This window comes from Mucilaginibacter sp. (assembly GCF_965201005.1).
In the GTDB taxonomy this organism is placed as follows: domain Bacteria; phylum Bacteroidota; class Bacteroidia; order Sphingobacteriales; family Sphingobacteriaceae; genus Mucilaginibacter_A.
Genome location: NZ_OZ241747.1, coordinates 2,212,217 through 2,236,457 on the forward strand (window position 1 = coordinate 2,212,217; position 24,241 = coordinate 2,236,457).

Genomic DNA, 24,241 nt, shown 5'->3' on the forward strand with positions numbered 1-24,241 from the left:
AGGATACTTTAAAAAACAGGTTATCCAATTTTGCTGCCGATAAAATCCTTCAAATAAAACGGTTCAAAATAAGCCACATCTTCAAATTGTTTTTGGCTGAATTTTGCTTCGGCAAGCAAAGTCATGTCTGTTGCTTCGTTCAAAAAAGTATCGATAAAAACAGCATTGGCATGGTTTCCTAAAACCGCTTTGCACTTTGCCGCACCATCACCAAAAAAAATTATTTTATGCTGATTCAGGTTTTCCCCGAAGCTTTCTTCCGTAATTATTGCTGCGGAAGTTTCCTGTATCCTGTTCAAATCCTGGTCAAACAAAGCCGTAAAAACTTCCATCCGGCGCGCATCGATCATCGGACACAACAAAAATTTTTCTTTGGTCTGATTTGGAAAACGCGATAAAAAACCGGCAGCCATCGAAAGCAAAGTTTCTACGGCAATCAAAGGTTTATCCAACGAAAAACACAAACCTTTTGCGGTAGAAACGCCAATGCGCAAACCCGTGTATGAACCTGGACCGCAGCTTACGGCAACGGCATCCAACTCGTTGATCCTTAGATTTTTTTCCGCAAAAATTTCATCGATAAAAACAGTAATCACTTCTGCATGGATATTACGCTGGTTGATGCTTTTATGCGATAAAACTTTTGCGTTTTGCGCCAAGGCAACCGAGCAGGAAGTGGTAGAAGTTTCAATTTGCAGGATCAAACTCATGGTTTAAGGAACAGGGTCATGGCCGTGTTTGCCCCAGGGATGGCAGCGGCCAATGCGTTTTAAAGTAAGCCAGCCGCCTTTAAACGGACCATATTTTTGGATGGCTTCCATTCCGTATTGCGAACAGGTGGGCGTGAAACGACAGGAAGCGCCTAAAATCGGTGAAAGCAAAAACTGGTATAAACGGATGATCAGGATAAAAAGATAGCCAATTAATTTGCGTATAAAGTTGAAGATCAACTGCATTGTTAAACCAATTTTTCGGCCAATTGCTGCAAAACTTTTTGCATTTTTTTCATCATCAAACCAGCCTCGCTAATTTCTTTTCCGATGTAAGTTACCGAAAAATTAATTGATTTTGCCGGTTTTTCTGCCTGTAAAAACAGTATTTCCTGTTTTTGCAGCCGGTAGCTTTCGCGCATTTGCCGCTTGATTAGGTTGCGGTCAACCGCTTTTTTAAAGCGTTTTTTTGAAACCGAAAACAGCACTTTTGCCTGCGGCTTTTCGGCATTTGACAAAAATTGCCAGTTTATTTTATACGGATAACGCAAAAAGGAAGAACTATTTTGGTATAAATCCGAAATCGGTTTTATACCGCACAACCGTTCTTCTTTTGGCAAAGTGTGCATGAAATATCAAAACCCGGTTTATGACGAAAAAAACCGGCGGGCCCGATTATGCTTTGTGGCGTGGTTCTGAAGATACAGACAGCTTGTGGCGGCCTTTTGCTCTTCTGGCAGCTAAAACCCTTCTGCCGTTTGCGGTTGACATCCGCTCGCGGAAGCCATGCTTATTTCTTCTCTTACGCTGGGAAGGTTGGAACGTTCTTTTCATATCTTTATCGGTATTGTACGCTTTTTAAAACAAGAGCGCAAATATAGAGTTGTTTTTTCAAAAACCCAACGTTAATTTGGTTTTATTCTGAACCATAACCGCGACCAATCTATGATAATTTTACCTTATAAAAGAAGCATTTACACCTTGCTCCTGCTGCTGATGGTTTCGTTTGCTGATGCTCAAAACGTCAACTCTTATAAAATTTACGATTCTGCTTCACACAAAATTATTTCTGTAGATGAACTGGTGAAAGACCTGGAAAATACCGATGCTGTTTTTTATGGTGAAGAACATAACGATTCAATCGGACATTTGCTGGAAGCCACAATTTTGCAAAAACTTTATGAAAAACATCCGCTAAAAACAGCATTGTCCATGGAGATGTTTGAAAGCGATTGCCAGCAGGTTTTGAACGAATATCTATCGGGCTTGATCCGCGAAAAAAACTTTATTACTGATGCCCGTTGCTGGCCGAACTATGCAGATTACAGGCCAATGATCGAGTTTTCAAAAGCAAATAAAATACCGGTTGTGGCCGCCAATGCGCCCGGCCGATACACCAATATGGTTAGCCGCGGAGGTTTAAATGCATTAAATCAACTGGATAAAACCGGAAAATCCTACCTTCCGCCGTTGCCCATTGATACTGCAACCGGTGCATACCTGCAAAAATTTGAAGCAATCATGGGCGGACACAGTGCCATGGGCGGAATGCAGATTTATCAGGCGCAAAATTTATGGGACGCAACGATGGGCTGGTCGGTCGCTTCATTTTTAAAAACGCATCCCGGTTTTACGGTTTTTCAGATCAACGGTGGTTTTCACAGCGAAGAAAAACTTGGCGCGGTTGCACAGTTTAAAAAATATCTGCCTAATGCTTCGGTCAAAAATGTTGCTGCTTTTGCCAAAGAGGATTTTGCCAAACCGGATTGGGAAAAACTGGTTAAACTGGCGGATTTTGTGGTGATAACGGCTGCAGTTACCAAGCAGGAATGATGCTTCTTTTACAGGGTAAATTTAGGCGAAAAAAGTTTGCTATTTAAAATTCATGAAAAAACCAGCTCAAACCGTTTGATCCAAGCCTGATTTGTATCAATATCAAATAAAAACACTGTTTTTACAAGCTGTTTTTTTGTGCCAGCAAATCCCGGATTTCGCCCAATAATACCTCTTCTTTCGAGGCAACAATCACAACCGGTGCAGCCACAACAGGTTCTTTTCTTTGCATCTTGTTGATCGCCTGGATCACTAAAAACAAAGCGATCGCAATAATTAAAAAAGCGATTACGGCCGATAAAAAGTTGCCGTATTTAATGGCAGTGCCCGGAACAACAAGCTGGCTAAGGTTTTCTAACCGTGCTGCTTTTAGGGCAGGAGTTAAAATTGCCGGAGTGATAATATCTTCAACCAAAGAAGTAACAATCTTGCTGAAAGCAGCACCAATTACGATACCAACGGCCAGGTCAATCACATTCCCTTTTAATGCAAATGCTTTAAATTCGCCTATAAATCCCATATTTTCTTAAAATTAAGTTCCGATAAAGATAATATTTTAGTCAGAAAACAAAAATTTGCGTATAAAACCTGCTGAACGGATTGTAAAAATACAATCCTGATGAAGCGATCTTGTATTTTAATGTATTTTTGAGACTTTATATGTTAAGACAAAATCTACAACAAAAATTACTTCAAAAGCTATCACCGCAGCAAATCCAATTTATCAAATTGCTGCAGGTGCCAACTGTTTCGCTTGATGCCCGCATTAAGGAAGAACTGGAGGACAACCCGGCTTTGGAGGATTTGAGTTTGACCAACATGAACGATCCCGTGGAGGAATATCCCGACCATGACCCGGACGAAGATAACTTCAACAAAGAAGAAACCGGCAGCGAAGAGTTTGACGAGTTTAACATCGATGAATATCTGCAGGACGACAATCTGAACGATTACGGCAGCCGTTATGAACAGAACGGAGACGACGAGGAAGAACGCAAAGAAATGCCGATTGCGGTACAAAGTTCGTTTTTTGAGAACCTGCAAAACCAGCTGGATTTACTGCCTTTATCAGACAAAGATTTCAGGATTTGCCAGCAGATTATAGGCAGTCTGGACGATGACGGTTATCTGCGGAGGCCGATCATGTCGATCACTGATGATCTGGCTTTCTCTCAAAATCTGATGGCGGAAGATGAGGAAGTGGAAGAAATGCTGAAAGTGATCCAGCATTTTGACCCGGCCGGTGTTGGCGCGCGCGATCTGCAGGAATGTTTGCTGATCCAGCTCCGGCGTAAAGACACGCAAATCCCGGTGATCAAAAAAGCCATCCAGGTGGTAGAACATTACCTGGATGAATTTACACGGAAGCATTACGATAAACTCGAAAAATCCCTGAACCTGCACGATGACGAGCTGAAGGAAATCGTAGCCGAAATATTGAAACTAAACCCAAAGCCCGGTGATTCTAACGAGTTGAACACCAAACAGATGCAGGTGATCCCGGATTTTCATATCCGCAATAATGATGGCACATTGATTTTAACTTTGAACGCCAAAAATGCGCCTGAACTGCGGGTGAGCCGCTCTTATCAGGATATGTTTCAGCATTATGATAAAACGTCCCAGCGCGATAAAAAAATGAAAGAGGCCGTGCAGTTTGTAAAGCAAAAACTGGATTCGGCCAAATGGTTTATCGATGCTATCAAACAACGTCAGCAAACGCTGCTCAAAACGATGAATTCGATTATGCATTATCAATATGATTTCTTTTTAACGGGAAACGACAAAAATCTGCGCCCGATGATTTTGAAAGATATTGCAGATAAAATCGGGATGGATATTTCTACTGTTTCGCGCGTGGCCAATTCCAAATATGTGCAAACCGAGCATGGTACTTTTCTGCTGAAATCTTTCTTTTCCGAAGCCATCCAAACCGAAAGCGGCGAAGAGGTTTCTAACAAAGAAGTGAAAAAGATTTTGGAGGAAAATATTGCCGGTGAAGACAAATTGCATCCTCTGGCAGATGAAAAACTGACCGAAATTTTGAAAGATGCCGGATACAACATTGCCCGCAGAACCGTTGCCAAATACCGTGAACAACTAAATATTCCGGTAGCCAGGTTGCGGAAAGAACTTTAATCATCTGCCGGTTTTTTTCTGATCGATACTTCTTTTATCGGTATAAATTCAGGCAGACACCAGACTAAAAAATAGGTGGTAAAAGAAGCATCTGACAAATGTTAATAACCGTCCTAAAGGCCGTTTGCAAGATCAGCACCTTTAAGGTAGCCACCCAGGCGCGCTGGCCTGAATGCCGCCCGGAGGCGATCCGGCATTCTTGAATTTTTGGTTCTTTTGTTTCAAGACAAAAGAACGAAAGCTCAAGCAACCGTAGGTTTGCTTTTGTAAAACATGCTTCTTTTACCATACGGTTTTTGATCAGGAACTGCGTTCCCTTTTCTCTTTCTTTTTGCTTGATCAAAAAGAAACAAAAAATCAAGGCAAACCCGATCGCCTCCGGGCGCTTTGCCAGCCCAGCGCACCTGGGTGGTTACCTGTCCTGCGGCTTTGCAAATTTCAAAACTTTAAAAAGTAAAAAAATGGGTTATAAAAGAAGCATCTGACAAATGTTGATAACCGTCCTAAAAACCGCTTGCAAGATCGGCACCTTTAAGATAGCCACCCAGGCGTGCCGGGCCGAATGCCGCCAGGAGGTGATCCGGCATTCTTGAATTTTTGGTTCTTTTTGTTCAAGCAAAAAGAACGTAAAGCCAAGCAACCGCAGGTTTGCTTAATCAACCATGCTTCTTTTATCAACTAATTTTTTGTATTTGATCAGGAACTGCGTTCCCTCTTCTCTTTCTTTTTCCTTGATGAAAAAGAAACAAAAAACCAAGGCAAACCCAATCGCCTCCGGGCGTTTTGCCGGGCAGCCGCACCTGGGTGGTTACCTGTCCTGCGGCCCTGCAAACTTCAAAACTGCAAAAGCTAAAAAATGTGCGATAAAAGAAGCATCCGGTTTAAAATGCGAATAAACGAAAAATTATGTTTAGCATTTCTGTTACCAAAATCTCCGCGGACAAATTACCTTATAAGCATTGTTCAGCATAATGCCTAAAATAATTTCGTGCGTTCCGTTGCTTACCGTATTCAGGTTGGAAGTGGTGAAATCATACGCATAACCCAGGTTTAAAAAACTGCCCACATTAATCCCGGCCATTGCTGCAATCGCATCATTGCGGCGATAAGAACCGCCAATCCAGAATTTATCCTGGAAAGCCATTTTAAGGTTCAGATCAAAAGTAGAAGGCACTGGTTTTACGTATTTAAGCATCACCGAAGGCAGCAAAGTAACATCTTCGGCCAAAAACAATTTTACACCGGCTGTAAAAAAATAGTGCGGTACGGTTTTGCTTTGGTTGTATGTAGAGTTTGAAGAAAAATACAACGTTTGCGGCAACACCTGCTGGGCAGAAACGCCCACAAAATAAGTTGCAGAATATGCCCAGATGCCTAAGCCCAGGTCCGGCTTAAACTGATTGGTTGTACCGTTGGCAATTGCCGGGTCCAAAGCGTTTTCTAAAGTAATTTGACTGGTGTTTAAATTAATGTTTGCCAAGCCGGCCGCCACGCCAACAGACAAGTTTAAATTGCTGCTGAGGCCAAGATGGTAAGCGTAGGTAATATCATAATTGCTTTGTGTAATTGGCCCGGCTTTATCCGAAACCACTGTAAAACCGATGCCATGGTGTGCCGGTGCCGCCTGATAATCCTGCACGTAAGAACGGCTCATCGGATCTTCACCGTTTGCGGGCTGGCTCATTGGGTCTCCCTGTATAAATTTATTACCGATTGGCGTGTGCGCGGTAAAATACATCGTTACCGGTGCGCCGTCCAAACCTGTCCACTGGTTGCGGTAACCGGCTTTAATATCAGTATAATTTTCTATCCCGGTAATGGCAGGGTTTATTAAATAATTGTTAAAAATGTACTGCGTATATTGTGGTTTTTGCTGTGCCCAACTACTTGTTGCAACCAAAAAAAATAAAATCCCTGAGTATAATTTTTTCATATTCTATCTGATAATCGTAACCGGCCCCGCTGTTTTACTTCTGCCATTGCCCGGCGTAATGATGTAATAATAAGTGCCTACCGGCAATTCTGCACCTTTATACCTGCCGTCCCATGGCGCACTATAACCCACAGAGTAGTAAACTCTTTCCCCATAACGGTTAAACACTTCCACTATTACGTTAGGATAGCTGTCTATATATTTTATGTTCCAAATATCGTTTATACCGTCGTTATTTGGGGTAAAAGTATTTGGGATAACCGGTGTTTTTAAAACTGTAATTGTAATTTCATCGGCATTGCTGCAACTGTCCGCAGAAGTTACCGTAAGTTTATAAGTTGTATTTACATGCGGCGCAGCAACCGGATTGAGGATATTGTCTGCACTCAAACCTAATGCCGGGGTCCATTTATAAGTCAGGTTTTTGCCCGAAACCGTCGGACTAAGCGTTACACTGCTGCCCTCCAGCAGATTAATTGCTTTGCCGGCCATAACTTTTGGGCTTGGGTTGACGGTAACTTGCTTGCTAACAGTATCGGAACAACCATTTTGGGCCGTGTAAATATACGTGATGGTTTGTGTGCCGATACCTGCGGATGCCGGGTCAAACAACCCAGAAGAACTAACGCCTTTGCCTGAAAAAATCCCTGATATTGGGTAATTGTTCAGTTCTTTTGCCTGGATTTGAAAGGCCGGGATTTCGGCACAAACCTGGGTTGCCAACGTAATTGCTACCTGCGGATCAGCTTTTAAGGTGATGACCTGCATTTTTTCATCCACACAGCTTTCTCCGGAATAAGTACGCATTAAAACAGTATAATTAGTTGTGGCCGGAGCATGGAAAACCGGAAACTGATGGCTGTACAATTTATCAGGCGTTGGGTTGTCATCTGTTTCAAACTGATCCGGGTGATTGGTATAATCGTAAAACATAACCACTTTAGTCAGATTTCCAAAATCCAGCGTAGAAGTATTGCGGATCAAAACCGGATTTTTACTGCACAGATCTGCCGGGTTTAAAACCGTAAAATCAGCTTTCGGCACGGCACCGTTCACCGTAAAGCTGAACGTCGTATCGGCAGCACAACCGTTTTTTGAGGTTACCGTTAATTTTACCTGATAAGTAGCCGCATTGGTGTATTGATGCCGAGGGTTTTTTTGGGTTGAAGTATTTGGGTTTGCAGGATTTGAAGCGGCATCCCCGAAATCCCAGGCGTAGGTAAATCCGCTTTCAGTATGATCATTGATACTGCTTTTATCGGTAAAAATTGCAAAAGCATCCGAAATGCAAACTTTTGGCAGCGTAAAATCAGGCATTGGCAACGGATGGACAATCAATGGCATCGTAAGCGTATCACTACGGCATCCTAAATCTGTTGTAGTTACCAACTTCAAATTATAATTCCCGGCTAATTTGTAAATGTGTTGAAATGGAGCGTTGTTTGTTGCTGTTTGTGTTGACCCGTCTCCAAAAAACCAGTTCCATTGAACAATTTTTCCTTCGGAAGAAACAGACTGATCAGTAATGGTAACTGCTTTGGTGGCACAATCCGGATCAGAAATTATAAATTTTGCAACCGGTTTGGCATAGATATGTATTTTCTGAGAATCCAATGCCGATGTACATCCGTTGGAATTGGTAACCAGCAGCGTGGCAATAAAATCTCCGGATTTTGCATAATTATGTGTAGGGTTTTGTACCGAAGAAGTTGTTCCGTCGCCAAAATCCCAAGCCCAGGTTTTGATTATTGCACCACTGCTTTTATCGGTAAAAAGTAAAGTATCAGATTGGCAGGTTAAATTTTTAACGGTAAAAGAAGCATTGGGGTTATCATAAACGGTAAGCGCAATGTCCAAATCCTCGTACGATCCGCAGGCATCTGCAATTGCGTTAAAAACCTTCAACTTAACGCCATAATTGCCGACAGTTTTATAAATTAGGTTTTTGGGGTAAGCATAAGTATATAGAGGTTTGTTTTCCTTGACCGTTTGGCTGATCAAGGTTGGCTGGTTGTCTGTATAAGTTGAATCACCGTTTTGCGGCGACCAGATAATCCGGGTTGTTTTATACGGAATGGTTACCTGCAGTTTCAAATCCTGGCCAATGCAGGCACTGGCAACAGAATCGCCGGCTGTGTTTTTGATCTGTACAAATTCATTCAGGTTTTTTAGGTTTGTCCCGGCTGAGTAGCCATAAGATTCTGCGTTGCCAAAGCCATAAGCAATGGCGTTAAAACCATCAGAAGCATTGATGTTGTGCGTGCCGGAAGCAACCGGAAACTGGCCGTACATATAGGCCGTATTGCCCGGGACTGATTTAAAACCCTTTGTCGGTACTGCCCCGTCAATGGTAAAACTTGAGGCTGCGGCTGCAGAAATTATAACGTTAATGTAACTCTGTAAAATTTTATAAGCTGTTGGCGAGTAGAGTGTTACATTATTAATAATCTGCTCGATCGGGTTAAGGTAGATCATCTCCGGGTCGCCCAAATCTTTGCCACCGTTGAGCGAAAGCTGCGTGATGGCATATTGCGCTACCTGAATGGGTTTATCAGACGTAATTACGTTGGGCACAGTGCTGTTAAATTCGTAATAAAAATTATTGATTAAAGTTGCAGTGCTCAAAACCGCACCGTTCATCGTTACTTTGGTTGCCGGGTCGCTCACTATGATCCGGAAAGTATCGTAAGGCCGGTTGCTTAGCGGTGCAGTGATGTAGTTTTTCCCCCATGATGCGGTTGGATAGCATTGTTGAAACAAATTGTCTGCAGAATTATTTGGCCCGTTACCAATGTAAATTTTACTGCTTCCGCTAAAAACAGCAATTTTTTTACACACATTTAAACCGGAACTTACCGACCGGATGCGGGTTCCTGTTAAATCCGTTGCTGATAATCCCTGGTAAACTTCTCCTTTTTGCATCGTGATGGTAAAAGGCGTATTTGCGGCATGTCCGCTGTTTAAAGTTGCCGAAGGTGTAATTTCAACGGTAGTGGTATCTTCTGTGGCCACAACCGCAAAAGATGAATAACAACTGCCTTCATTTGATCGCTGCGTGTAATTGATTGAATAATAATCTTTTGCCAAAGTTGCAACGGGCAAAAGCAGCGTTGCACCAGAAACAGCCGAAGCATAAATATGGGCGTAAACTACAATTGGTAAAGCAGAAGTAATATGTATCCCTTTTAAAAACTGTCCTTCTGAACCTAAAAAAGCACTTTGCGGCATCGTAACCGTGGTAACCTGATTAGCCGTGACCGTAAAACCTTGCGAAAAACTGCCATCTGCAACCGTTATTGATCCGGAAGTGCTTACATCCGAAGTAATGTATAAACTCATTTGGCAGGAGTTTGAAGTAAATACTCCCCGGATGTTGGCCATATAAGCGGTGTAAAATTCGGTGCCTTTATTGGTTTGCGCAAGTGCCGGACGGGCGAAAGCAATGATCAGCAACAGCAAAAAAATACGACAGGTAAAACTTTTTGTCATGCGGTGCAAATTGGTTTCCTGGTGCTGTTGGCCATAATTTTTTTGAAACACATACTTCTTTTAGACGTATAAAATCCAAAATTTAAAAATACCCGTAATTTTTACAGGTTGCAAAAAACCATGCGCGCAAATCCTTAAAAAAGCGTTCTAATGTACTAACTTCTAATGGTTTTTGCTTAAAATTTTTCCACTAATAAATTATAAATCAAAGTCATTTTTCTATTAAAAAGCTTTCTTTTCAGTATTAAGATTTAAACATTTGGTTAATTGAAACCCTGAATTATTTTTGAGTTCAGATCCACCCAAACCTTAAGCTCCTGATTATTTATCTAGGGGTTTTCCATTGTTTTTCTATCGGTAGTAATTGCAAAAGCAAAAATGACCGGCATAAAAGAAGCATTGCAAATTTATCTGCAAAATCTGAACTTCCCAGATTTCCACTTGCATCAAATCTGATTTTAACAAATAATATAAATCACCAAAATTTAGGCGATAAAAGAAGCATTGCGATCCTGCCCGAATTAGCTATAAACAGCTTTTCATTTAATACCGATATTTTAAACAATTTATGCTTGCAATAATTAACTTTACAAACCATTTTTTAAACAAAAACATTTTATTAAACAGCTTTTTGTTGTGATTTACTCGATCAAACATCAAATAGTTTTACAATAACACACCGATTAAACTGGTTTTATAAACCTACAAATGAAAAAGATTAACCTATCCTGGCTGGTCGCTGCCCTGCTTTTTTCCCTGATGCCTTACCAGATTTTTGCGCAAACTTCGGGCGGCTGGCACACGCTTTTTAACGGTAAAAATTTGGCCGGATGGGAACCGCTGGCCGGCAAAGCGGATTACAAAGCCGAAAACGGACAAATTGTTGGCACTACGGTTATCAATTCGGGCAATAGTTTTTTAGCGACAAAAGAAGTATATCGTGATTTTGTGCTGGAACTGGACGTCAAAATAGAAAGCACCGAAAGTAATTCGGGCATCCAGATTAGAAGCCATTTTAATACCGATGGACATACCGGAAAAGTTTACGGACGCCAGGTAGAAATTGACCCTTCAGCAAGAAGCTGGTCGGGCGGTATTTATGATGAAGACCGCCGCCAATGGCTTTATCCGCTGGATTTGAACCCAAAGGCGAAAATGGCATTCAAAGTTGGCCAGTATAATCATATCAAAATCGAATGTATCGGCAATGAAACAAAAACCTTGATCAATCAAATTCCGGTTGCTTATGTGGTAGATACCCTGGATCGGGAAGGTTTTATTGCTTTACAGGTGCACGCCGTTACCACAAAAGAGCAGGCCGGCAAAAAGGTGTATTTTAAAAACATCCGCATCCAAACTTCCAACCTTAAACCCAGTGCTTTTCCTGCCGGTATTTATGTGGTAAACAACGTGCCCAACTTTTTAACCGCTTACGAAAAACAGCATGGCTGGAACCTGCTGTTTGACGGAAAAACGGTAAACGGCTGGATCAGTGCAAAAGGCAGCACCTTCCCCACCAAAGGCTGGCAGGTAGAAAACGGCAACATAACGGTTTCATCTTCCGAAGGAAAAGAAGCTGCAAACGGCGGCGATATCGTTACTAAAAAATTGTTCAGTGCTTTTGATGTCTCTTTCGATTTTAAACTTACGCCCGGTGCCAACAGCGGTTTAAAGTATTTTGTAACGCTGGATGAAAAATCACAAGGTTCGGCTATTGGTCTGGAGTATCAGGTTTTGGATGATGAACGCCACCCCGACGCCAAACTTGGCCGTGATGGCGACCGTACGCTGGCTTCTTTATATGATCTGATCCCGGCAAAAAAACAAGCGCGGTTCATCCATCCGATCGGCAGCTGGAACAATGGCCGCGTAGTTGTTTATCCGAACAATCATGTTGAACATTATTTAAACGGTGTAAAAGTGCTTGAATATGATCGTGGTTCAAAAGAATTTGAACATTTGGTCAGCCTAAGCAAATATAAAATCTGGCCAAATTTTGGTTTGGCAAAAGCCGGGCATCTGCTGTTGCAGGATCATGGCAACCGGGTTTCTTTCCGGAGTATTAAAATCAAGGAACTGAAATAAACCGAAAGCAGGTTTTGATTTCTCTTTACAGAACAAAAAAAGTCCGGCTCTTAATTTAATAAGAGCCGGACTTAAAAAGGCTTTTTATTGTGCGCTTAAAATGCTTTTGGCAATCTGCGTATGTTTTTCGTCAGCTTTTTTTGCTTCATCCAAACAGGCTTTCATTTCCTGTTCGGCCTGATTTAAGCCAGCCGCCGCTGCATAACTTGCCTGAGTGCCAAATGCGGCAATCCAGTAATGTATAGCTAATTGTCCGCTGGCAATGATGCCTAAATCACGGGTATCATCATCTTTTGCCTGCTGCCTGATTTTTTGGCTGACGCTATAGTTTGCTTTCAGGATTTCGTTGTCCTGGTCTGCATTGCCGCCTGCTTCCTGCAAACCACGGTCAATACGCTGTACCCAAACTTTTGATTGTTCATTGCCTTCTTTCAAAGCACTTTTAAGCTCCGGGTTTTTCGCATCGTTTTGAATCTCATCTGTTGCCTCTGCGGCTACTTTGCTTCCCGCCTTCATCGCTGCAAAGCCTTGCTTAATCAGCTCTTTTAATGCCTGGTTTTCCATACTGTTTTTAACTGTAAATTTTTTTTGTAATTGAATTATTGGTAAGTTGCCTTACCAAGGGTTTGTGCAGTAATAACAGTGTATTTGCAGTTAAGTTTTTTTCAAAAAAATATAAAATAAAAACTGTAAATCAATACAGCCATAAATAAAATGCCGTGCAATTTGCAGGAAAGAAGCAATGTATTTGTTCAGATTTACAGGCGCGCAAAGTTTGTAAGTAGATTGACGTGCTTCTTTTATCACCCAAAAATTGCTTAATATTTAAAATGCTAAACCGGCATCAACACAAAAACAAAATTTACCCTCATAAAAGAAGCATGTAATTTTTGAGGCAGGAATTTAGGATAATCGCCAAATTTATTTTAGAAAGAAAACCAATCAGGCATACTGTTTTTATCGGTATAAATTTGGTTTTTAAATAATTTGCTTAATAATTGCAGTTGTTTCAAACCCAGCTGACAAGCTATTTCGCTAACAGAAAGGCGGCTTTGCTTTTTTTGGAAGCAACAACTTAATGAGATTTTGCTTCACCATTTTGGTAAACAGCGGCAAAATCTTTTGCAAAATCCTCCAGTTTCGTTTTGCCTAAAGCTGTCGGTTTATGTGTTTCGTAATCTTCCCAAAATTTGCCGCTGCGCGCACTGGCATACATTTGTACCAAACCGGCGGCAATACTTGGCTGCATACCGGCAACCTCTAAACCGGCTTGTACCTGCTCATCTGCAACAACTGTCCACTGCAGTTCCGGTTTCCCGATGGCGGCACCTAAAACGGCCGCAGTTTCCGGTCCGGTACGCTCATCACTTGCCACATACCGGACATTTTTGCCGGAAGGTGTTTTTTCCAGTTCTTCTGCAATGGCAGCGGCAATATCTTTTGGCGATACCCAGATGATTTTCTCTTCGCCATAATTTGCGGTAATCACATTTTTGTTTTTGATGCCTGGCAGATAACCCAGCAAATTGTAATAAAAAGAAGTTGGGCGCATAAAAGTAACAGACACGTTTTCTAACCGGCCGATAATCGCTTCAACTTCATGATATACCGAGATGATGCCATTGCCTTCTGCCAGATGTGCACCAATACTACTTAAAAAAACCACCCGTTGCACACCGGAAGTTTGTATAGCTTGTGCATAATTTTGGGCAATTTTTCTGGTATAGCCGGGCAGGTCAAGGTTGTGATCAAAATAATTGGCCGGGGGGATCATGCAATAAACGGCATCGGCATCTTTAAACGTAGTAGTCAAAAAGTCAACATCCTCTACAGAACCTATTGCTGCCCTTGCATTTAAAGCCTCAATTGTCTGTTGTTTGTCTGCACTGCTGCTGATTACACTTACGGTATGTCCTTTTTTCACCAATTCTTCTGTCAGCGGTTTGCTGATGTTCCCTAAAGAACCTGTTACAATAATTTTCATGTTTTTTGCTTTATGTTGATAACAAAGATGAGGAAAAACAAACTGCTGATTGTAGCTTAATCTGGTATTATAGTAACCTTTTCTCAGGTTTCGTGATCTTTTACCGGCACCTCGTTTCAGCTTCACCTGCTTGACAAATACTTCATGCTTCTTTTATGCCGGTAAATTTTGCTTTTATGTTTGTTGCAGATCAATATTCAACCCAAACCCACCAAATTTCAGGTGATAAAAGAAGCATTTAAAGAAATGTTAAATATAAAACAAGCGTTGGCAACACTGTTTTTTAAGCAGATAAAAACAGCATCAGAAACTAAACATGTCCGTCATAGAAAATTTTTTTCAAGCAAAACTGCTTCGTGTTACTATAACCAACCGAAGATCAAAATAAGTTTTGCAGCAGATCGGAAGTTTTACAATTTTAAGCCCTAATTTACCGGCATAAAAGAAGCATTCCCCAAAATTGTATGACAGAAACCGAAACCACCGTTTTTAAGCCCTCTTTACGTTTGATCGATGCCACGATGCTGGTGGCCGGCAGCATGATCGGCTCCGGGATTTTTATTGTAAGTGCCGATATATCCCGCAATGTGGGCAGTGCAGGCTGGCTGATTGTTGTTTGGCTGATCACCGGTTTTATGACGCTGACCGCCGCTTTAAGTTATGGCGAACTGAGCGCAATGTTCCCGAAAGCGGGCGGCCAATATGTGTACCTAAAAGAAGCATACAACCCGCTGGTGGGTTTTTTGTACGGATGGAGTTTTTTTACGGTGATCCAAACGGCAACAATTGCGGCCGTGGGCGTGGCTTTTGCCAAGTTTACGGCTTACTTAGTTCCGCAAATCAGTGAAGATTTAGTGGCCGTGAACCTGGGTTTCCTAAAAATCTCACCGGCGCAGCTGCTTTCCATTGTACTGATCGTGTTTCTTACTTTCATCAACAACCGCGGTATAAACAGCGGTAAAATCATCCAAACCGTTTTTACCCTGGCAAAATTGCTGAGTTTGTTCGGACTGATTGTTTTTGGTTTTTATGCTTTTAATGTTAAAATCTGGCAGTCAAACTGGCACACATCAGGCGTTTGGGATTTGCACCACATTAATAAAGATGGCACGGCAAGCAGTTTAACCACCGTTGCTGCTTTTGGGGCCATTGCCGCGGCCATGGTCGGTTCAATTTTCAGCAGTGATGCCTGGAACAATGTTACTTTTATCGCCGGGGAAATCAAAAACCCGAAACGCAACATTGGTTTGGCTTTAGCTTTAGGGACGCTGATCGTGACCGCCATTTATATTGCCACTAACGTAATGTACACCAGCATTTTATCAATACATGAAATTGCTTTTTCAGAAAAAGACCGTGTGGCCGTAACCGCTTCGGCACAGATATTTGGCAGCGCGGGCACAATTATTATTGCGCTGCTGATTATGCTTTCCACTTTCGGTTGCAATAACGGGCTGATTATGGCCGGCGCGCGCGTTTATTATTCTATGGCGAAAGACGGTTTGTTTTTAAAAAAAGCGGCCACTTTAAATAAAAATGCCGTGCCCGGTTTCGCCTTGTGGATACAATGCCTGATTGCCAGTTTATGGTGCCTGAGCGGTAAATACGGCGATCTGCTGGACATGATTTCGTTTGTGGTGGTGGCATTTTACATACTTACCATCATCGGCATTTTCATCCTCCGAAAAAAAATGCCCAACATAGAACGGCCATACAAAGCCGTTGGTTACCCGGTTTTACCTGTTTTGTACATTATTATGGGGCTGGCTTTTTGCATTTTGCTGATCAAGTTTAAACCCGGATACACCTGGCCCGGCCTGATTATCACGCTCACTGGCATCCCGGCTTATTACTTACTCCCCCGAAACAAAACCGAAAACAGTTAAAAATTTATTTGTGCTGTTGCATTGATTTAGAGCCTGTTGAAATTTCAACAGAAATTTTTGATGCTTCTTTTATCGACTAAAATTTTATGTGATTTTATAAGTGTTCAATCAGCAGCAAATACAAAAGCAAAATTTATAGGTATAAAAGAAGCATTTTAAATTGATCAGCAGGAATTTAAACAAGATATGAATTGCCGGTTTTTTTCAAAACCCGGAATGTTATCGCAAGTAAATTGAGACTTATTCATTTCAAATGTAGGTCTGGGTAGGAAGAGAATTTGAAAGTATCAAGGCCCGAAAAGATAAATCAAAAGAATGAACAATAACCAACTTGGCACAAAACCGCATTATCAAATATTAGACGGACTTCGGGGCGTAGCAGCTATTATTGTGGTGTTTTTCCACCTCGCCGAGCCGCTTTCCGGCAGCCACCTTGACAATGTTGTAAACCATGGTTATCTGGCAGTTGATTTTTTCTTCCTGTTGTCCGGCTTTGTAATCGGTTATGCGTACGACGACAGATGGGACAAATTGACCATCCGGGGCTTTCTTCGGCGCCGGTTCGAGCGGCTGCAACCGCTTGTGGTGTTGGGCATGACGCTTGGTGCCATCAGTTTTTACTTTACAGATTCAACTATATGGCCGCTTATTCATACCGTTCCTTTCTGGAAGCTGATCGTTGTTTGGCTGATCGGTTGTACGCTGATACCCGTCCCGCTTGCTATGGATATACGCGGCTGGCAGGAAATGCATCCGCTCAATAGTGTTGGCTGGTCGTTGTTTTTTGAGTATATAGCAAATATTCTTTATGCGCTGGGGATCAGGAAATTATCCAACAAAGCACTGGCTTGTTTTGTAATACTGGCAGGTGCAGTGCTTTTGCATTTTGCTGTTACCAACCCAAACGGAGACGTTGCCGGTGGCTGGACACTAAACACCGAACATATGCAAATTGGGATAACACGTACCCTATTTCCGTTTTTTGCCGGTTTGCTTTTATCGCGGGTCGCGCGGCCTGCTTATATCAAAAATGCTTTTTTATGGTGCAGCCTGCTGGTTGCGGCTGTTTTGTTTATGCCCAGAATTGGCGGCGCAGCACATCTTTGGATGAATGGTTTGTACGAAGCTTTTTGCATCATCATCGTTTTTCCGGTGATTGTGTACACCGGTGCCAGTGGTGTGGTGCATAATCAAACCGAAATGAGAGTTTGTAAGTTCCTCGGCGATCTTTCTTACCCATTATACATGACGCATTATGTGCTTGTCTATTTTTACGTGGCCTGGGTAAGCAACCACAGCGGCATTAAATTAGGGCAGGCGTGGCCGTATGCATTGCTCACATTTTCAGGAGCTATCGTATTGGCTTATGCAAGTTTAAAGTTGTACGATGAACCGGTAAGGGCCTGGCTGCGGAAAAAGCTGAAATAGCGAAAACGGAATTATCCTGTTTTTACCTGATAAAAACAGTATGTCCGGATTAAAACTTTATGCTGAAATTTTAGCTTTTATACTGATAAAAACAGTATTCAACACCAAAATTTAGCCTGTAAAAGAAGCATTGGTTTTTGATTGTTCATTTAATTTTAGTTGCTGTTTTACGGGTTTCGACTTTCGGTTTTCATCAGGTTTTTTGTTGGATGGATGCAGGATACTGTTTTTATCGGGTAAAAATCAGGCTATTTAATAAACTTTACACGGCCTTCTGCAAACTCCAAAGCAGCATCAAACGGGTTGCCTTCTTTCGATTTAAAACCTTTTAACATACCAGTTTTCCCCTTTGTGATCAGCAGTTTGATCTGGTTATCGGTGAGTTTTTTCTCTGCCATTGTCCGCCATATCACAAATTTACAGCCGCTTCGGTACTCGCTGCAACCGGCTGCTTTATCATTAAAACGGACAATCCCTTTGCCACAAGCCGGACAAAGCAACTCGCCTTCTTTTGGTATCGGCGGCGCAGAAACCAACGAAATGGTTTTGCCGCCCGCCAGCAATTCGTTGGTGATAGTGCGCGTATAAGCTTTGATTTCGGCCTTAAAATCCTGCACCGAAGCACCGTTCCTGATTTCTTCCAGGCGTTTTTCCCACAAACCGGTCAGTTCTGCCTGTGCAATCCGTTTGTCTTTTACCACATCATAAACGGCCAGCCCTTTCTCCGTAGGCAACAGGTTTTTCTTTTCGCGGACCACATATTCACGTTTCAGCAGCGTTTCGATAATCCCGGCCCGGGTTGCAGGCGTGCCCAAACCGGTTTCTTTCATGGCCTGGCGTAGTTCATCGTCTTCAATTTCCTTCCCGGCCGTTTCCATGTTCCGCAGCAAACTGGCTTCGTTATACAGCGGTTTTGGCTTGGTTTGCTTCTCCAAAACATTTTTTTCTATAATGGGCAACTCCTCGCCTGTTGTAACTTTTGGCAGCAAACTGTCGGTTTCTTCATCGGCTTTTTCTTCTTTGTCGTTAAAAACAGCGCGCCATCCGGCAGATATGATCACCGTTCCGCTGGCAATAAACTTTGCGCCGGAAACGACGGTGATTTTGGTCAGTTCTTTTAAACACTCTTTGTGGAACGCCTCGAGCATACGGCCGGCAATCAGATCATAAACAGCGCGCTGGTCGGCATTGATGCCCGAAGCGTTGTTTGGGGTGATGAGCAAAGCGTGATGATCGGTCACTTTTTTGGCGTTGACGCTTCTTTTATTGAGTGTTTTTTCGTCCAGGTCTTTTGCGGCACGGCCAAACACCAGATGATGGGTCAGCACTTTTATCAAACCCGGAACGGAGGCAAAAACATCATCGCCAATGTATCGGCTGCCGGTTCGGGGATAGGTAATCAGCTTGGCTTCGTACAGCGTTTGGGCAATGTTCAGCGTTTGTTCGGCCGTAAAACCTTTGCGTTTGTTGGCTTCCTGCTGCAAACTGCTCAAATCATGCAGCAAAGGCGGCTGTTCTTTTTTGGGTTTGATTTCTACACCTGCAATTTCCCCGCCCAGTGCAAAACCGCCCGAAACATCTTTTACTTCATCTGCAACTTGCTGCGCCTGCTCCCTGGTTTTATAGTTTTCTGCGGATAAGGCTTTAAAAACCTGCCCTCCTTTTTGCAACGCAACCGCTACCTGAAAATACGTTTCCGGTTTAAAATTTTTATTCTCCAAAAACCTTGAACTGATCATGCCCAGCGTGGGCGTTTGCACCCTGCCCAGGGATAAAACAGACCGGTTGCCGGCCGCAATGCTCAGTGCCTGTGTAGCATTAAGGCCTACCATCCAATCGGCTTCCGAGCGGCATTGAGCCGAGTAAAACAGGGTATCGTAATCAGTTCCCGGCTTCAGGTTCCGGAAACCATCTTTAATCGCTTCATCCGTTTGCGAAGAAATCCAAAGCCGTTTAAAAGGTTTTTTGCATTTAAGGTGATAATAAATATACCTGAAAATCAGTTCGCCTTCCCGCCCGGCATCTGTGGCCACGATGATTTCCGTAGCTTCGTCAAACAGCGTTTTGATGGTTCTCAGCTGCTTTACCACACCCGGGTCATCTACAAATTTATCTTTTTCTTTCACCTGCCGGATGGCCAGTTTAAAACGTTCGGGCAGCATAGGCAAATTGTCGCGGTTCCAGCCGTTATAGCCATAAGCCTGCGGGCCGGCCAGTTGCACCAAATGCCCGAAAGCCCAGGTAAACGAATACCCTTTGCCTTCAATATAGCCGTCTTTGCGTGTGGTGGCACCAAAAACCCTGGCCAGTTCACGTGCAACACTTGGCTTTTCTGCCAAAATCAATTTCATAATCCGGCAAAGCTATACATTTAGTTTTGTGTGCTGATGGACGAACAAAATTTGCAGGTGTAAACAAATATTTCAGATTACCACCTAAAAAGTACCGATAAAAACAGCATTACAGCATCGTTTTCAAAACCGTCCACACATTGTGCGCCACTATTTTGGCCCCTTTTGCGGTAGGATGAATGCCGTCTTTTTGATTCAGATCACGGATACCGGCCACGTTTTCCAACAAAAAAGGAACCAGTTGCATATCGTTTTTTTGGGCCAGCCGCGGAAAAATCTTTTTAAAATCAGCAGAATATTGCTGGCCCATGTTTGGTGGCACCTGCATTCCGGTCAAGATCATTTTTACCTTCGGATATTTTGCCTTTACCTGATCAATGATGGACTGCAGGTTCACTTCCGTTTCGGCCACCGGAATGCCGCGCAAACCATCGTTCGCCCCAAGTTCCAGCACAAAAACATCAACCGGTTGGCGCAATTGCCAGCTGATCCGGTTCTTGCCGTCGGAAGTTGTTTCTCCGCTCAAACCACCATTAATGGCTTTATATGGCAGTTTCAACGAATCCAGATCGTGCTGGATAACCGAAGGAAAAGATTCTGTGCCCGGATCATCCAAACCGTAACCGGCCGTTAAACTGTTGCCGAAAAACAAAATATTTTTTTGGGTAGAAATCTCGGCCGATGCTTCTTTTACCGTATCTTTTTCGGTGTTGGTTTTGGGTTGAGAGTTATTTCCGCATCCGCAGAAAAAAACCAGAAATATAAGTGCTGAAAAGGGAAATATTTTTTGCATAAAGGCGTAACAAAATTGCTGAAACAGATTCTTAAACATAAGGCTGACATTTAAGTTTAGCTTTAAACGTATCTTTCTACACAATTTAGCTACAATCATCTTGAATAATATCCTTAAAATAGAAAACCTGACCAAAACTTACAAAAGTGCCGGCAATACGCTCACGGTTTTAAACAACATCAATTTTTCGGTGGAGGAAGGTTCCACATTTTCGATCGTTGGCCCATCCGGAAGCGGAAAAACCACGCTGCTTGGCCTTTGCGCCGGTTTGGACCGCTCCACTTCCGGTTTGGTTGAACTGAACAATATTCCCTTAGATAATTTGGGCGAAGATGAGCGCGCGCAAGTCCGCAACCAATATGTCGGTTTTATTTTCCAGAATTTTCAGTTGCTGCCAACTTTAACGGCTTTAGAAAACGTTATGGTCCCGCTGGAGTTGCGCGGCGAAAAAAATACGCGTGCGCGCGCCATGGATTTGCTGGAAAAAGTTGGCCTGGCCAATCGTGGCCACCACTATCCTACCCAGCTTTCCGGCGGCGAGCAGCAGCGCATTTCGCTGGCGCGCGCCTTTTCAAATCAGCCTAAAATATTATTTGCCGATGAACCAACCGGAAACCTGGATGCCGAAACCAGCGAAAAAATGGTGAAACTTTTGTTTGATCTGAACCGTGAAAGCGGCACCACGCTGGTTTTGGTAACGCACGATATGGAGCTGGCTTCCAAAACGCAGCGCATTATCCGCATCAAAGGCGGCAATTTAATTTCTGACGAATTGACTGCCACGGTTTAATTTGATGATGCTTCTTTTATCGGATAAAAAACAAGGTCATCCCCCTAACCCCCTTCAAAAGGGGGAACTCTAAAACGCAAACCTATATGATCGATAATTTAAAAAACTTAAAGGTATGCGGCGTACTTCCCCCTTTTGAAGGGGGTTAGGGGGATGACTTACTAATCAACACCAATAAATACCCGATAAAAACAGCATCCAACAAACAGCTACTTTACCCACAATAACGCAAGATATTTTCTAAATGAACCAAACTCCAAATATTCAAAAACGGCCTATCAACTTTGGCTGGCTGCTGCAAATGGCCTGGCGGGACAGCCGCAAAAACCGCTCGCGCCTGTTCCTTTTTATCTCTTCCATCGTTTTGGGGATTGCCTCGCTGGTGGCTATTTACTCATTTGGTTTTAACCTGAAGCAGGACATCGATCGCCAGGCCGCCGAACTGGTGGGTGCCGATATGGTGATTTCGGGCAACAAACCCGTTTCTCCGCAGATACAAAAACTGATCGATTCGCTGGGCGACCGCAAATCTTCGCAGCGCAGTTTTGTATCGATGGTTGCCTTCACCAAAAACCAGGGCACGCGTTTGGTAGAAGTGCGCGCGCTGGAAGGTGCTTTCCCGTATTATGGCTCGATAGAAACCACGCCCATTTCCGCAGCAACCACCTTCCGCAAAAACAAACAAGTGCTGGCCGACCGCAACCTGATGCTGCAATTTAACGCGCATCCCGGCGATTCGCTTAAAATTGGCAAAGTAACTTTTGCCATCGCTGGAACGCTGGACAAAGCGCCCGGGCAAACCAGTTTGGCCGCTTCTGTGGCACCGGTGGTTTACATGCCGATGGCCTATTTGCAGCAAACAGGTTTGATGGCGCGCGGCAGCCGGATCAATTACAGCTATTACATCAAATATGACAGGAATGAAAATATTGAAAAACTGACACCAAAAATTGAACCGCGACTGGAAAAAGAAGATTTAAACCTCCAAACCGTAGCTTCCCAGAAAGAGCAAACCACGCGTTCTTTTGAAGATTTGACCAAGTTTCTGGCACTGGTTGGTTTTATTGCTTTGCTGCTGGGTTGCATCGGCGTGGCCAGTTCCATCCATATTTATGTGCGCGAAAAGCTCAAAGCCATCGCCATTATGCGTTGTTTAGGGGTGAAATCTTCGGAAGCATTTTTGATTTACCTGATCCAGATTGTGGTGATCGGTTTTATCGGTTCCGTAATTGGTGCAGCTTTAGGAACGGTTATTCAGCAATTGCTGCCCGTTGCTTTTAAAGATTTTCTGCCGATCGATATTACCGTTGAAATTTCCTGGGCTTCTATATTTACCGGGATTATTTTGGGCGTAATTATTTCCCTGCTTTTTGCTCTGTTGCCGCTGGTTTCCGTACGGAATATTTCGCCGTTGAATACTTTGCGCGTTTCAGATGATGCAGTCAATTCCAAACGCGATCCGTTGAAATGGTTGGTTTACGCCTTGATTTTAGCCTTTGTGGTCATATTTACCAAATTGCAATTGGATAGCTGGAAACAAGCCATCGCGTTTACAAGCTTTGTGCTGATTGCATTTCTGGTCCTGACCGGCGTGGCCACTTTAATCATGTGGTTGCTTCGGAAGTTTCTGCCGATGTCCTGGAGTTATCTGCTGCGGCAGGGTTTTGCCAATTTGTACCGGCCAAATAATCAAACCATTATTTTGCTGGTTTCCATTGGCTTAGGTACTGCTTTTATAAGCACTTTATTTTTTATCCAATCGATTTTATTAAGCCGGATCAACCTTTCTTCGGGCGGCAATCAGCCTAATTTAATTTTGTTCGATATCCAAACCAACCAGCAGCAACAGGTAGTTGATTTAACCAAAAGCCAGCATTTGCCCGTTTTTGGCCTGGTGCCGATCGTAACCATCCGTTTGCAGGAACTAAACGGCAAAACAGCCGAAGTTTACAAAAAAGACACGTCGTTAAAAATACCAAAACAGGTTTTCAGTCGCGAATACCGCGTAACTTACCGGGATTCGCTGGTTTCTTCGGAAACGATTGCCGCCGGAAACTGGATCGGAAAATCGGATGCCAATGCAGCCGATATCCCAATTTCGGTAGAAAACAAATTTGCCGAGCACAACCACCTTAAAATAGGCGATAAAATGCTGTTTAACGTGCAGGGCGTTTTTATGACCACCAAAATTGCAAGCCTGCGCAAAGTAAACTGGAACCGCGTTCAAACCAACTTTTTGGTATTGTTTCCGAAAGGTGTTTTAGAGCAGGCGCCACAATACGATGTTTTTACCACACACGTTCCGGATGCAGCGGCCTCTGCCAAATACCAGCAGGCCGTTGTAAAACAGTTTCCAAACGTTTCTATCATTGACCTGGCTTTGATCCTGAAAGCATTGGACGAAATTCTGGACAAAATCAGTTTTGTAATCCGGTTTATGGCCGGGTTCAGTATTTTAACCGGGTTGATTGTGCTGGTTTCATCTGTATTGATCAGCAAATACCAGCGCATTCAGGAAAGCGTTTTGCTGCGGACGTTGGGCGCAAGCAAACGACAAATTTTGATCATTACCGGGCTGGAATATTTTTTTCTGGGGGGAATTGCTGCTTTAACCGGCATATTATTGTCCGTTCCCGGAAGCTGGGCTTTGGCCAAATACAGTTTTGATACCACTTTTTCGCCACCGCTGCTTCCGGTGATTGTCCTGTTTTTTGTAGTGGCACTGATTACTGTTTTGATCGGCCTTTTTAACAGCCGCGGTATTTTAAATAAACCACCGCTGGAAGTTTTACGATCAGATACTTAAAAAACCTCGATAAA

Annotated in this window: 20 protein-coding genes; 8 read left to right on the forward strand and 12 right to left on the reverse strand. The window is 43.1% G+C overall.

All coding sequences use genetic code 11. The features are described from left to right. Positions 1-20: 20 nt before the first annotated feature. From tsaB to rpmH, 4 genes are read right to left on the reverse strand one after another with little or no spacing between them, the layout of a single operon-like run. Positions 21-710 (reverse strand): tRNA (adenosine(37)-N6)-threonylcarbamoyltransferase complex dimerization subunit type 1 TsaB, encoded by a 690-nt coding sequence (gene tsaB / locus ACOFKR_RS10225; RefSeq protein WP_419800701.1) that lies wholly within the window; start codon positions 708-710, stop codon positions 21-23. A gap of 3 nt (positions 711-713) precedes the next feature. Next, positions 714-956 carry a membrane protein insertion efficiency factor YidD gene (gene yidD / locus ACOFKR_RS10230; protein ID WP_419800702.1) on the reverse strand — a complete coding sequence of 81 codons (243 nt, stop codon included), beginning with the start codon at positions 954-956 and terminating at the stop codon, positions 714-716. A gap of 2 nt (positions 957-958) precedes the next feature. Beyond that, a complete protein-coding gene (rnpA, locus tag ACOFKR_RS10235; RefSeq protein ID WP_419800703.1) occupies positions 959-1,339 on the reverse strand; it encodes a ribonuclease P protein component in 381 nt (126 codons plus the stop codon). Positions 1,340-1,385: 46 nt separating this feature from the next. Beyond that, complete coding sequence (gene rpmH, locus ACOFKR_RS10240; RefSeq protein ID WP_419800704.1) at positions 1,386-1,544, reverse strand: 50S ribosomal protein L34; 159 nt, start codon at positions 1,542-1,544, stop codon at positions 1,386-1,388. Positions 1,545-1,655: 111 nt separating this feature from the next. Between rpmH and ACOFKR_RS10245 the strand changes: the two genes are divergently transcribed. Next, complete coding sequence (locus tag ACOFKR_RS10245) at positions 1,656-2,543, forward strand: ChaN family lipoprotein (protein ID WP_419800705.1); 888 nt, start codon at positions 1,656-1,658, stop codon at positions 2,541-2,543. Positions 2,544-2,664: 121 nt separating this feature from the next. Here ACOFKR_RS10245 and mscL read toward each other — a convergent pair whose 3' ends face one another. Continuing rightward, entirely contained in the window at positions 2,665-3,063 is a 399-nt protein-coding gene (gene mscL / locus ACOFKR_RS10250) for a large conductance mechanosensitive channel protein MscL (protein ID WP_419800706.1), read from the reverse strand. A gap of 140 nt (positions 3,064-3,203) precedes the next feature. Between mscL and rpoN the strand changes: the two genes are divergently transcribed. Further along, positions 3,204-4,682, forward strand: a complete 1,479-nt coding sequence (gene rpoN / locus ACOFKR_RS10255) for an RNA polymerase factor sigma-54 (RefSeq protein ID WP_419800707.1) — start codon at positions 3,204-3,206, stop codon at positions 4,680-4,682. A gap of 64 nt (positions 4,683-4,746) precedes the next feature. On the opposite strand, the gene ACOFKR_RS10260 is transcribed toward rpoN, so the two are convergent. Further along, positions 4,747-4,971, reverse strand: coding sequence for a hypothetical protein (locus ACOFKR_RS10260; RefSeq protein WP_419800708.1), 225 nt, complete (start codon positions 4,969-4,971; stop codon positions 4,747-4,749). Positions 4,972-5,416: 445 nt separating this feature from the next. On the opposite strand from ACOFKR_RS10260, the gene ACOFKR_RS10265 reads away from it, so the two are divergent. Next, positions 5,417-5,578 carry a hypothetical protein gene (locus ACOFKR_RS10265; RefSeq protein WP_419800709.1) on the forward strand — a complete coding sequence of 54 codons (162 nt, stop codon included), beginning with the start codon at positions 5,417-5,419 and terminating at the stop codon, positions 5,576-5,578. Positions 5,579-5,604: 26 nt separating this feature from the next. On the opposite strand, the gene ACOFKR_RS10270 is transcribed toward ACOFKR_RS10265, so the two are convergent. Continuing rightward, positions 5,605-6,615, reverse strand: coding sequence for a type IX secretion system membrane protein PorP/SprF (locus ACOFKR_RS10270; protein ID WP_419800710.1), 1,011 nt, complete (start codon positions 6,613-6,615; stop codon positions 5,605-5,607). Between the two features lie 3 nt (positions 6,616-6,618). After that, entirely contained in the window at positions 6,619-10,104 is a 3,486-nt protein-coding gene (locus ACOFKR_RS10275; RefSeq protein ID WP_419800711.1) for a PKD domain-containing protein, read from the reverse strand. Between the two features lie 708 nt (positions 10,105-10,812). Here ACOFKR_RS10275 and ACOFKR_RS10280 point away from each other — a divergent pair. Beyond that, positions 10,813-12,189, forward strand: a complete 1,377-nt coding sequence (locus tag ACOFKR_RS10280; RefSeq protein WP_419800712.1) for a 3-keto-disaccharide hydrolase — start codon at positions 10,813-10,815, stop codon at positions 12,187-12,189. Positions 12,190-12,273: 84 nt separating this feature from the next. On the opposite strand, the gene ACOFKR_RS10285 is transcribed toward ACOFKR_RS10280, so the two are convergent. Both ACOFKR_RS10285 and ACOFKR_RS10290 read right to left on the reverse strand, forming a co-directional pair. Continuing rightward, positions 12,274-12,753: a DUF892 family protein gene (locus ACOFKR_RS10285; RefSeq protein WP_419800713.1), complete on the reverse strand. Its 480-nt coding sequence runs from the start codon at positions 12,751-12,753 to the stop codon at positions 12,274-12,276. Positions 12,754-13,264: 511 nt separating this feature from the next. Then, positions 13,265-14,173, reverse strand: coding sequence for an NAD(P)H-binding protein (locus tag ACOFKR_RS10290; RefSeq protein ID WP_419800714.1), 909 nt, complete (start codon positions 14,171-14,173; stop codon positions 13,265-13,267). A 464-nt stretch (positions 14,174-14,637) separates the two neighbouring features. Here ACOFKR_RS10290 and ACOFKR_RS10295 point away from each other — a divergent pair, with 464 nt between their 5' ends. Beyond that, entirely contained in the window at positions 14,638-16,059 is a 1,422-nt protein-coding gene (locus ACOFKR_RS10295) for an APC family permease (RefSeq protein WP_419800715.1), read from the forward strand. Positions 16,060-16,374: 315 nt separating this feature from the next. Further along, on the forward strand, positions 16,375-17,487 hold the full coding sequence (locus ACOFKR_RS10300) for an acyltransferase family protein (RefSeq protein WP_419800716.1): 1,113 nt from the start codon (positions 16,375-16,377) through the stop codon (positions 17,485-17,487). Between the two features lie 248 nt (positions 17,488-17,735). On the opposite strand, the gene ACOFKR_RS10305 is transcribed toward ACOFKR_RS10300, so the two are convergent. Beyond that, positions 17,736-19,838 (reverse strand): DNA topoisomerase 3, encoded by a 2,103-nt coding sequence (locus ACOFKR_RS10305; RefSeq protein WP_419800717.1) that lies wholly within the window; start codon positions 19,836-19,838, stop codon positions 17,736-17,738. Between the two features lie 109 nt (positions 19,839-19,947). After that, complete coding sequence (locus ACOFKR_RS10310) at positions 19,948-20,631, reverse strand: arylesterase (protein WP_419800718.1); 684 nt, start codon at positions 20,629-20,631, stop codon at positions 19,948-19,950. A 100-nt stretch (positions 20,632-20,731) separates the two neighbouring features. On the opposite strand from ACOFKR_RS10310, the gene ACOFKR_RS10315 reads away from it, so the two are divergent. Both ACOFKR_RS10315 and ACOFKR_RS10320 read left to right on the forward strand, forming a co-directional pair. Continuing rightward, on the forward strand, positions 20,732-21,421 hold the full coding sequence (locus tag ACOFKR_RS10315) for an ABC transporter ATP-binding protein (protein ID WP_419800719.1): 690 nt from the start codon (positions 20,732-20,734) through the stop codon (positions 21,419-21,421). A gap of 244 nt (positions 21,422-21,665) precedes the next feature. Then, entirely contained in the window at positions 21,666-24,227 is a 2,562-nt protein-coding gene (locus ACOFKR_RS10320; RefSeq protein WP_419800720.1) for an ABC transporter permease, read from the forward strand. Positions 24,228-24,241 lie beyond the last annotated feature (14 nt).

What these genes read in the sequence shown, in the direction of transcription:
- tsaB (WP_419800701.1), bottom strand. Translation starts at nt 710, where the DNA reads ATGAGTTTGATCCTGCAAATTGAAACTTCTACCACTTCCTGCTCGGTT.
- yidD (WP_419800702.1), bottom strand. Translation starts at nt 956, where the DNA reads ATGCAGTTGATCTTCAACTTTATACGCAAATTAATTGGCTATCTTTTT.
- rnpA (WP_419800703.1), bottom strand. Translation starts at nt 1,339, where the DNA reads ATGCACACTTTGCCAAAAGAAGAACGGTTGTGCGGTATAAAACCGATT.
- rpmH (WP_419800704.1), bottom strand. Translation starts at nt 1,544, where the DNA reads ATGAAAAGAACGTTCCAACCTTCCCAGCGTAAGAGAAGAAATAAGCAT.
- ACOFKR_RS10245 (WP_419800705.1), top strand. Translation starts at nt 1,656, where the DNA reads ATGATAATTTTACCTTATAAAAGAAGCATTTACACCTTGCTCCTGCTG.
- mscL (WP_419800706.1), bottom strand. Translation starts at nt 3,063, where the DNA reads ATGGGATTTATAGGCGAATTTAAAGCATTTGCATTAAAAGGGAATGTG.
- rpoN (WP_419800707.1), top strand. Translation starts at nt 3,204, where the DNA reads ATGTTAAGACAAAATCTACAACAAAAATTACTTCAAAAGCTATCACCG.
- ACOFKR_RS10260 (WP_419800708.1), bottom strand. Translation starts at nt 4,971, where the DNA reads ATGGTAAAAGAAGCATGTTTTACAAAAGCAAACCTACGGTTGCTTGAG.
- ACOFKR_RS10265 (WP_419800709.1), top strand. Translation starts at nt 5,417, where the DNA reads ATGAAAAAGAAACAAAAAACCAAGGCAAACCCAATCGCCTCCGGGCGT.
- ACOFKR_RS10270 (WP_419800710.1), bottom strand. Translation starts at nt 6,615, where the DNA reads ATGAAAAAATTATACTCAGGGATTTTATTTTTTTTGGTTGCAACAAGT.
- ACOFKR_RS10275 (WP_419800711.1), bottom strand. Translation starts at nt 10,104, where the DNA reads ATGACAAAAAGTTTTACCTGTCGTATTTTTTTGCTGTTGCTGATCATT.
- ACOFKR_RS10280 (WP_419800712.1), top strand. Translation starts at nt 10,813, where the DNA reads ATGAAAAAGATTAACCTATCCTGGCTGGTCGCTGCCCTGCTTTTTTCC.
- ACOFKR_RS10285 (WP_419800713.1), bottom strand. Translation starts at nt 12,753, where the DNA reads ATGGAAAACCAGGCATTAAAAGAGCTGATTAAGCAAGGCTTTGCAGCG.
- ACOFKR_RS10290 (WP_419800714.1), bottom strand. Translation starts at nt 14,173, where the DNA reads ATGAAAATTATTGTAACAGGTTCTTTAGGGAACATCAGCAAACCGCTG.
- ACOFKR_RS10295 (WP_419800715.1), top strand. Translation starts at nt 14,638, where the DNA reads ATGACAGAAACCGAAACCACCGTTTTTAAGCCCTCTTTACGTTTGATC.
- ACOFKR_RS10300 (WP_419800716.1), top strand. Translation starts at nt 16,375, where the DNA reads ATGAACAATAACCAACTTGGCACAAAACCGCATTATCAAATATTAGAC.
- ACOFKR_RS10305 (WP_419800717.1), bottom strand. Translation starts at nt 19,838, where the DNA reads ATGAAATTGATTTTGGCAGAAAAGCCAAGTGTTGCACGTGAACTGGCC.
- ACOFKR_RS10310 (WP_419800718.1), bottom strand. Translation starts at nt 20,631, where the DNA reads ATGCAAAAAATATTTCCCTTTTCAGCACTTATATTTCTGGTTTTTTTC.
- ACOFKR_RS10320 (WP_419800720.1), top strand. Translation starts at nt 21,666, where the DNA reads ATGAACCAAACTCCAAATATTCAAAAACGGCCTATCAACTTTGGCTGG.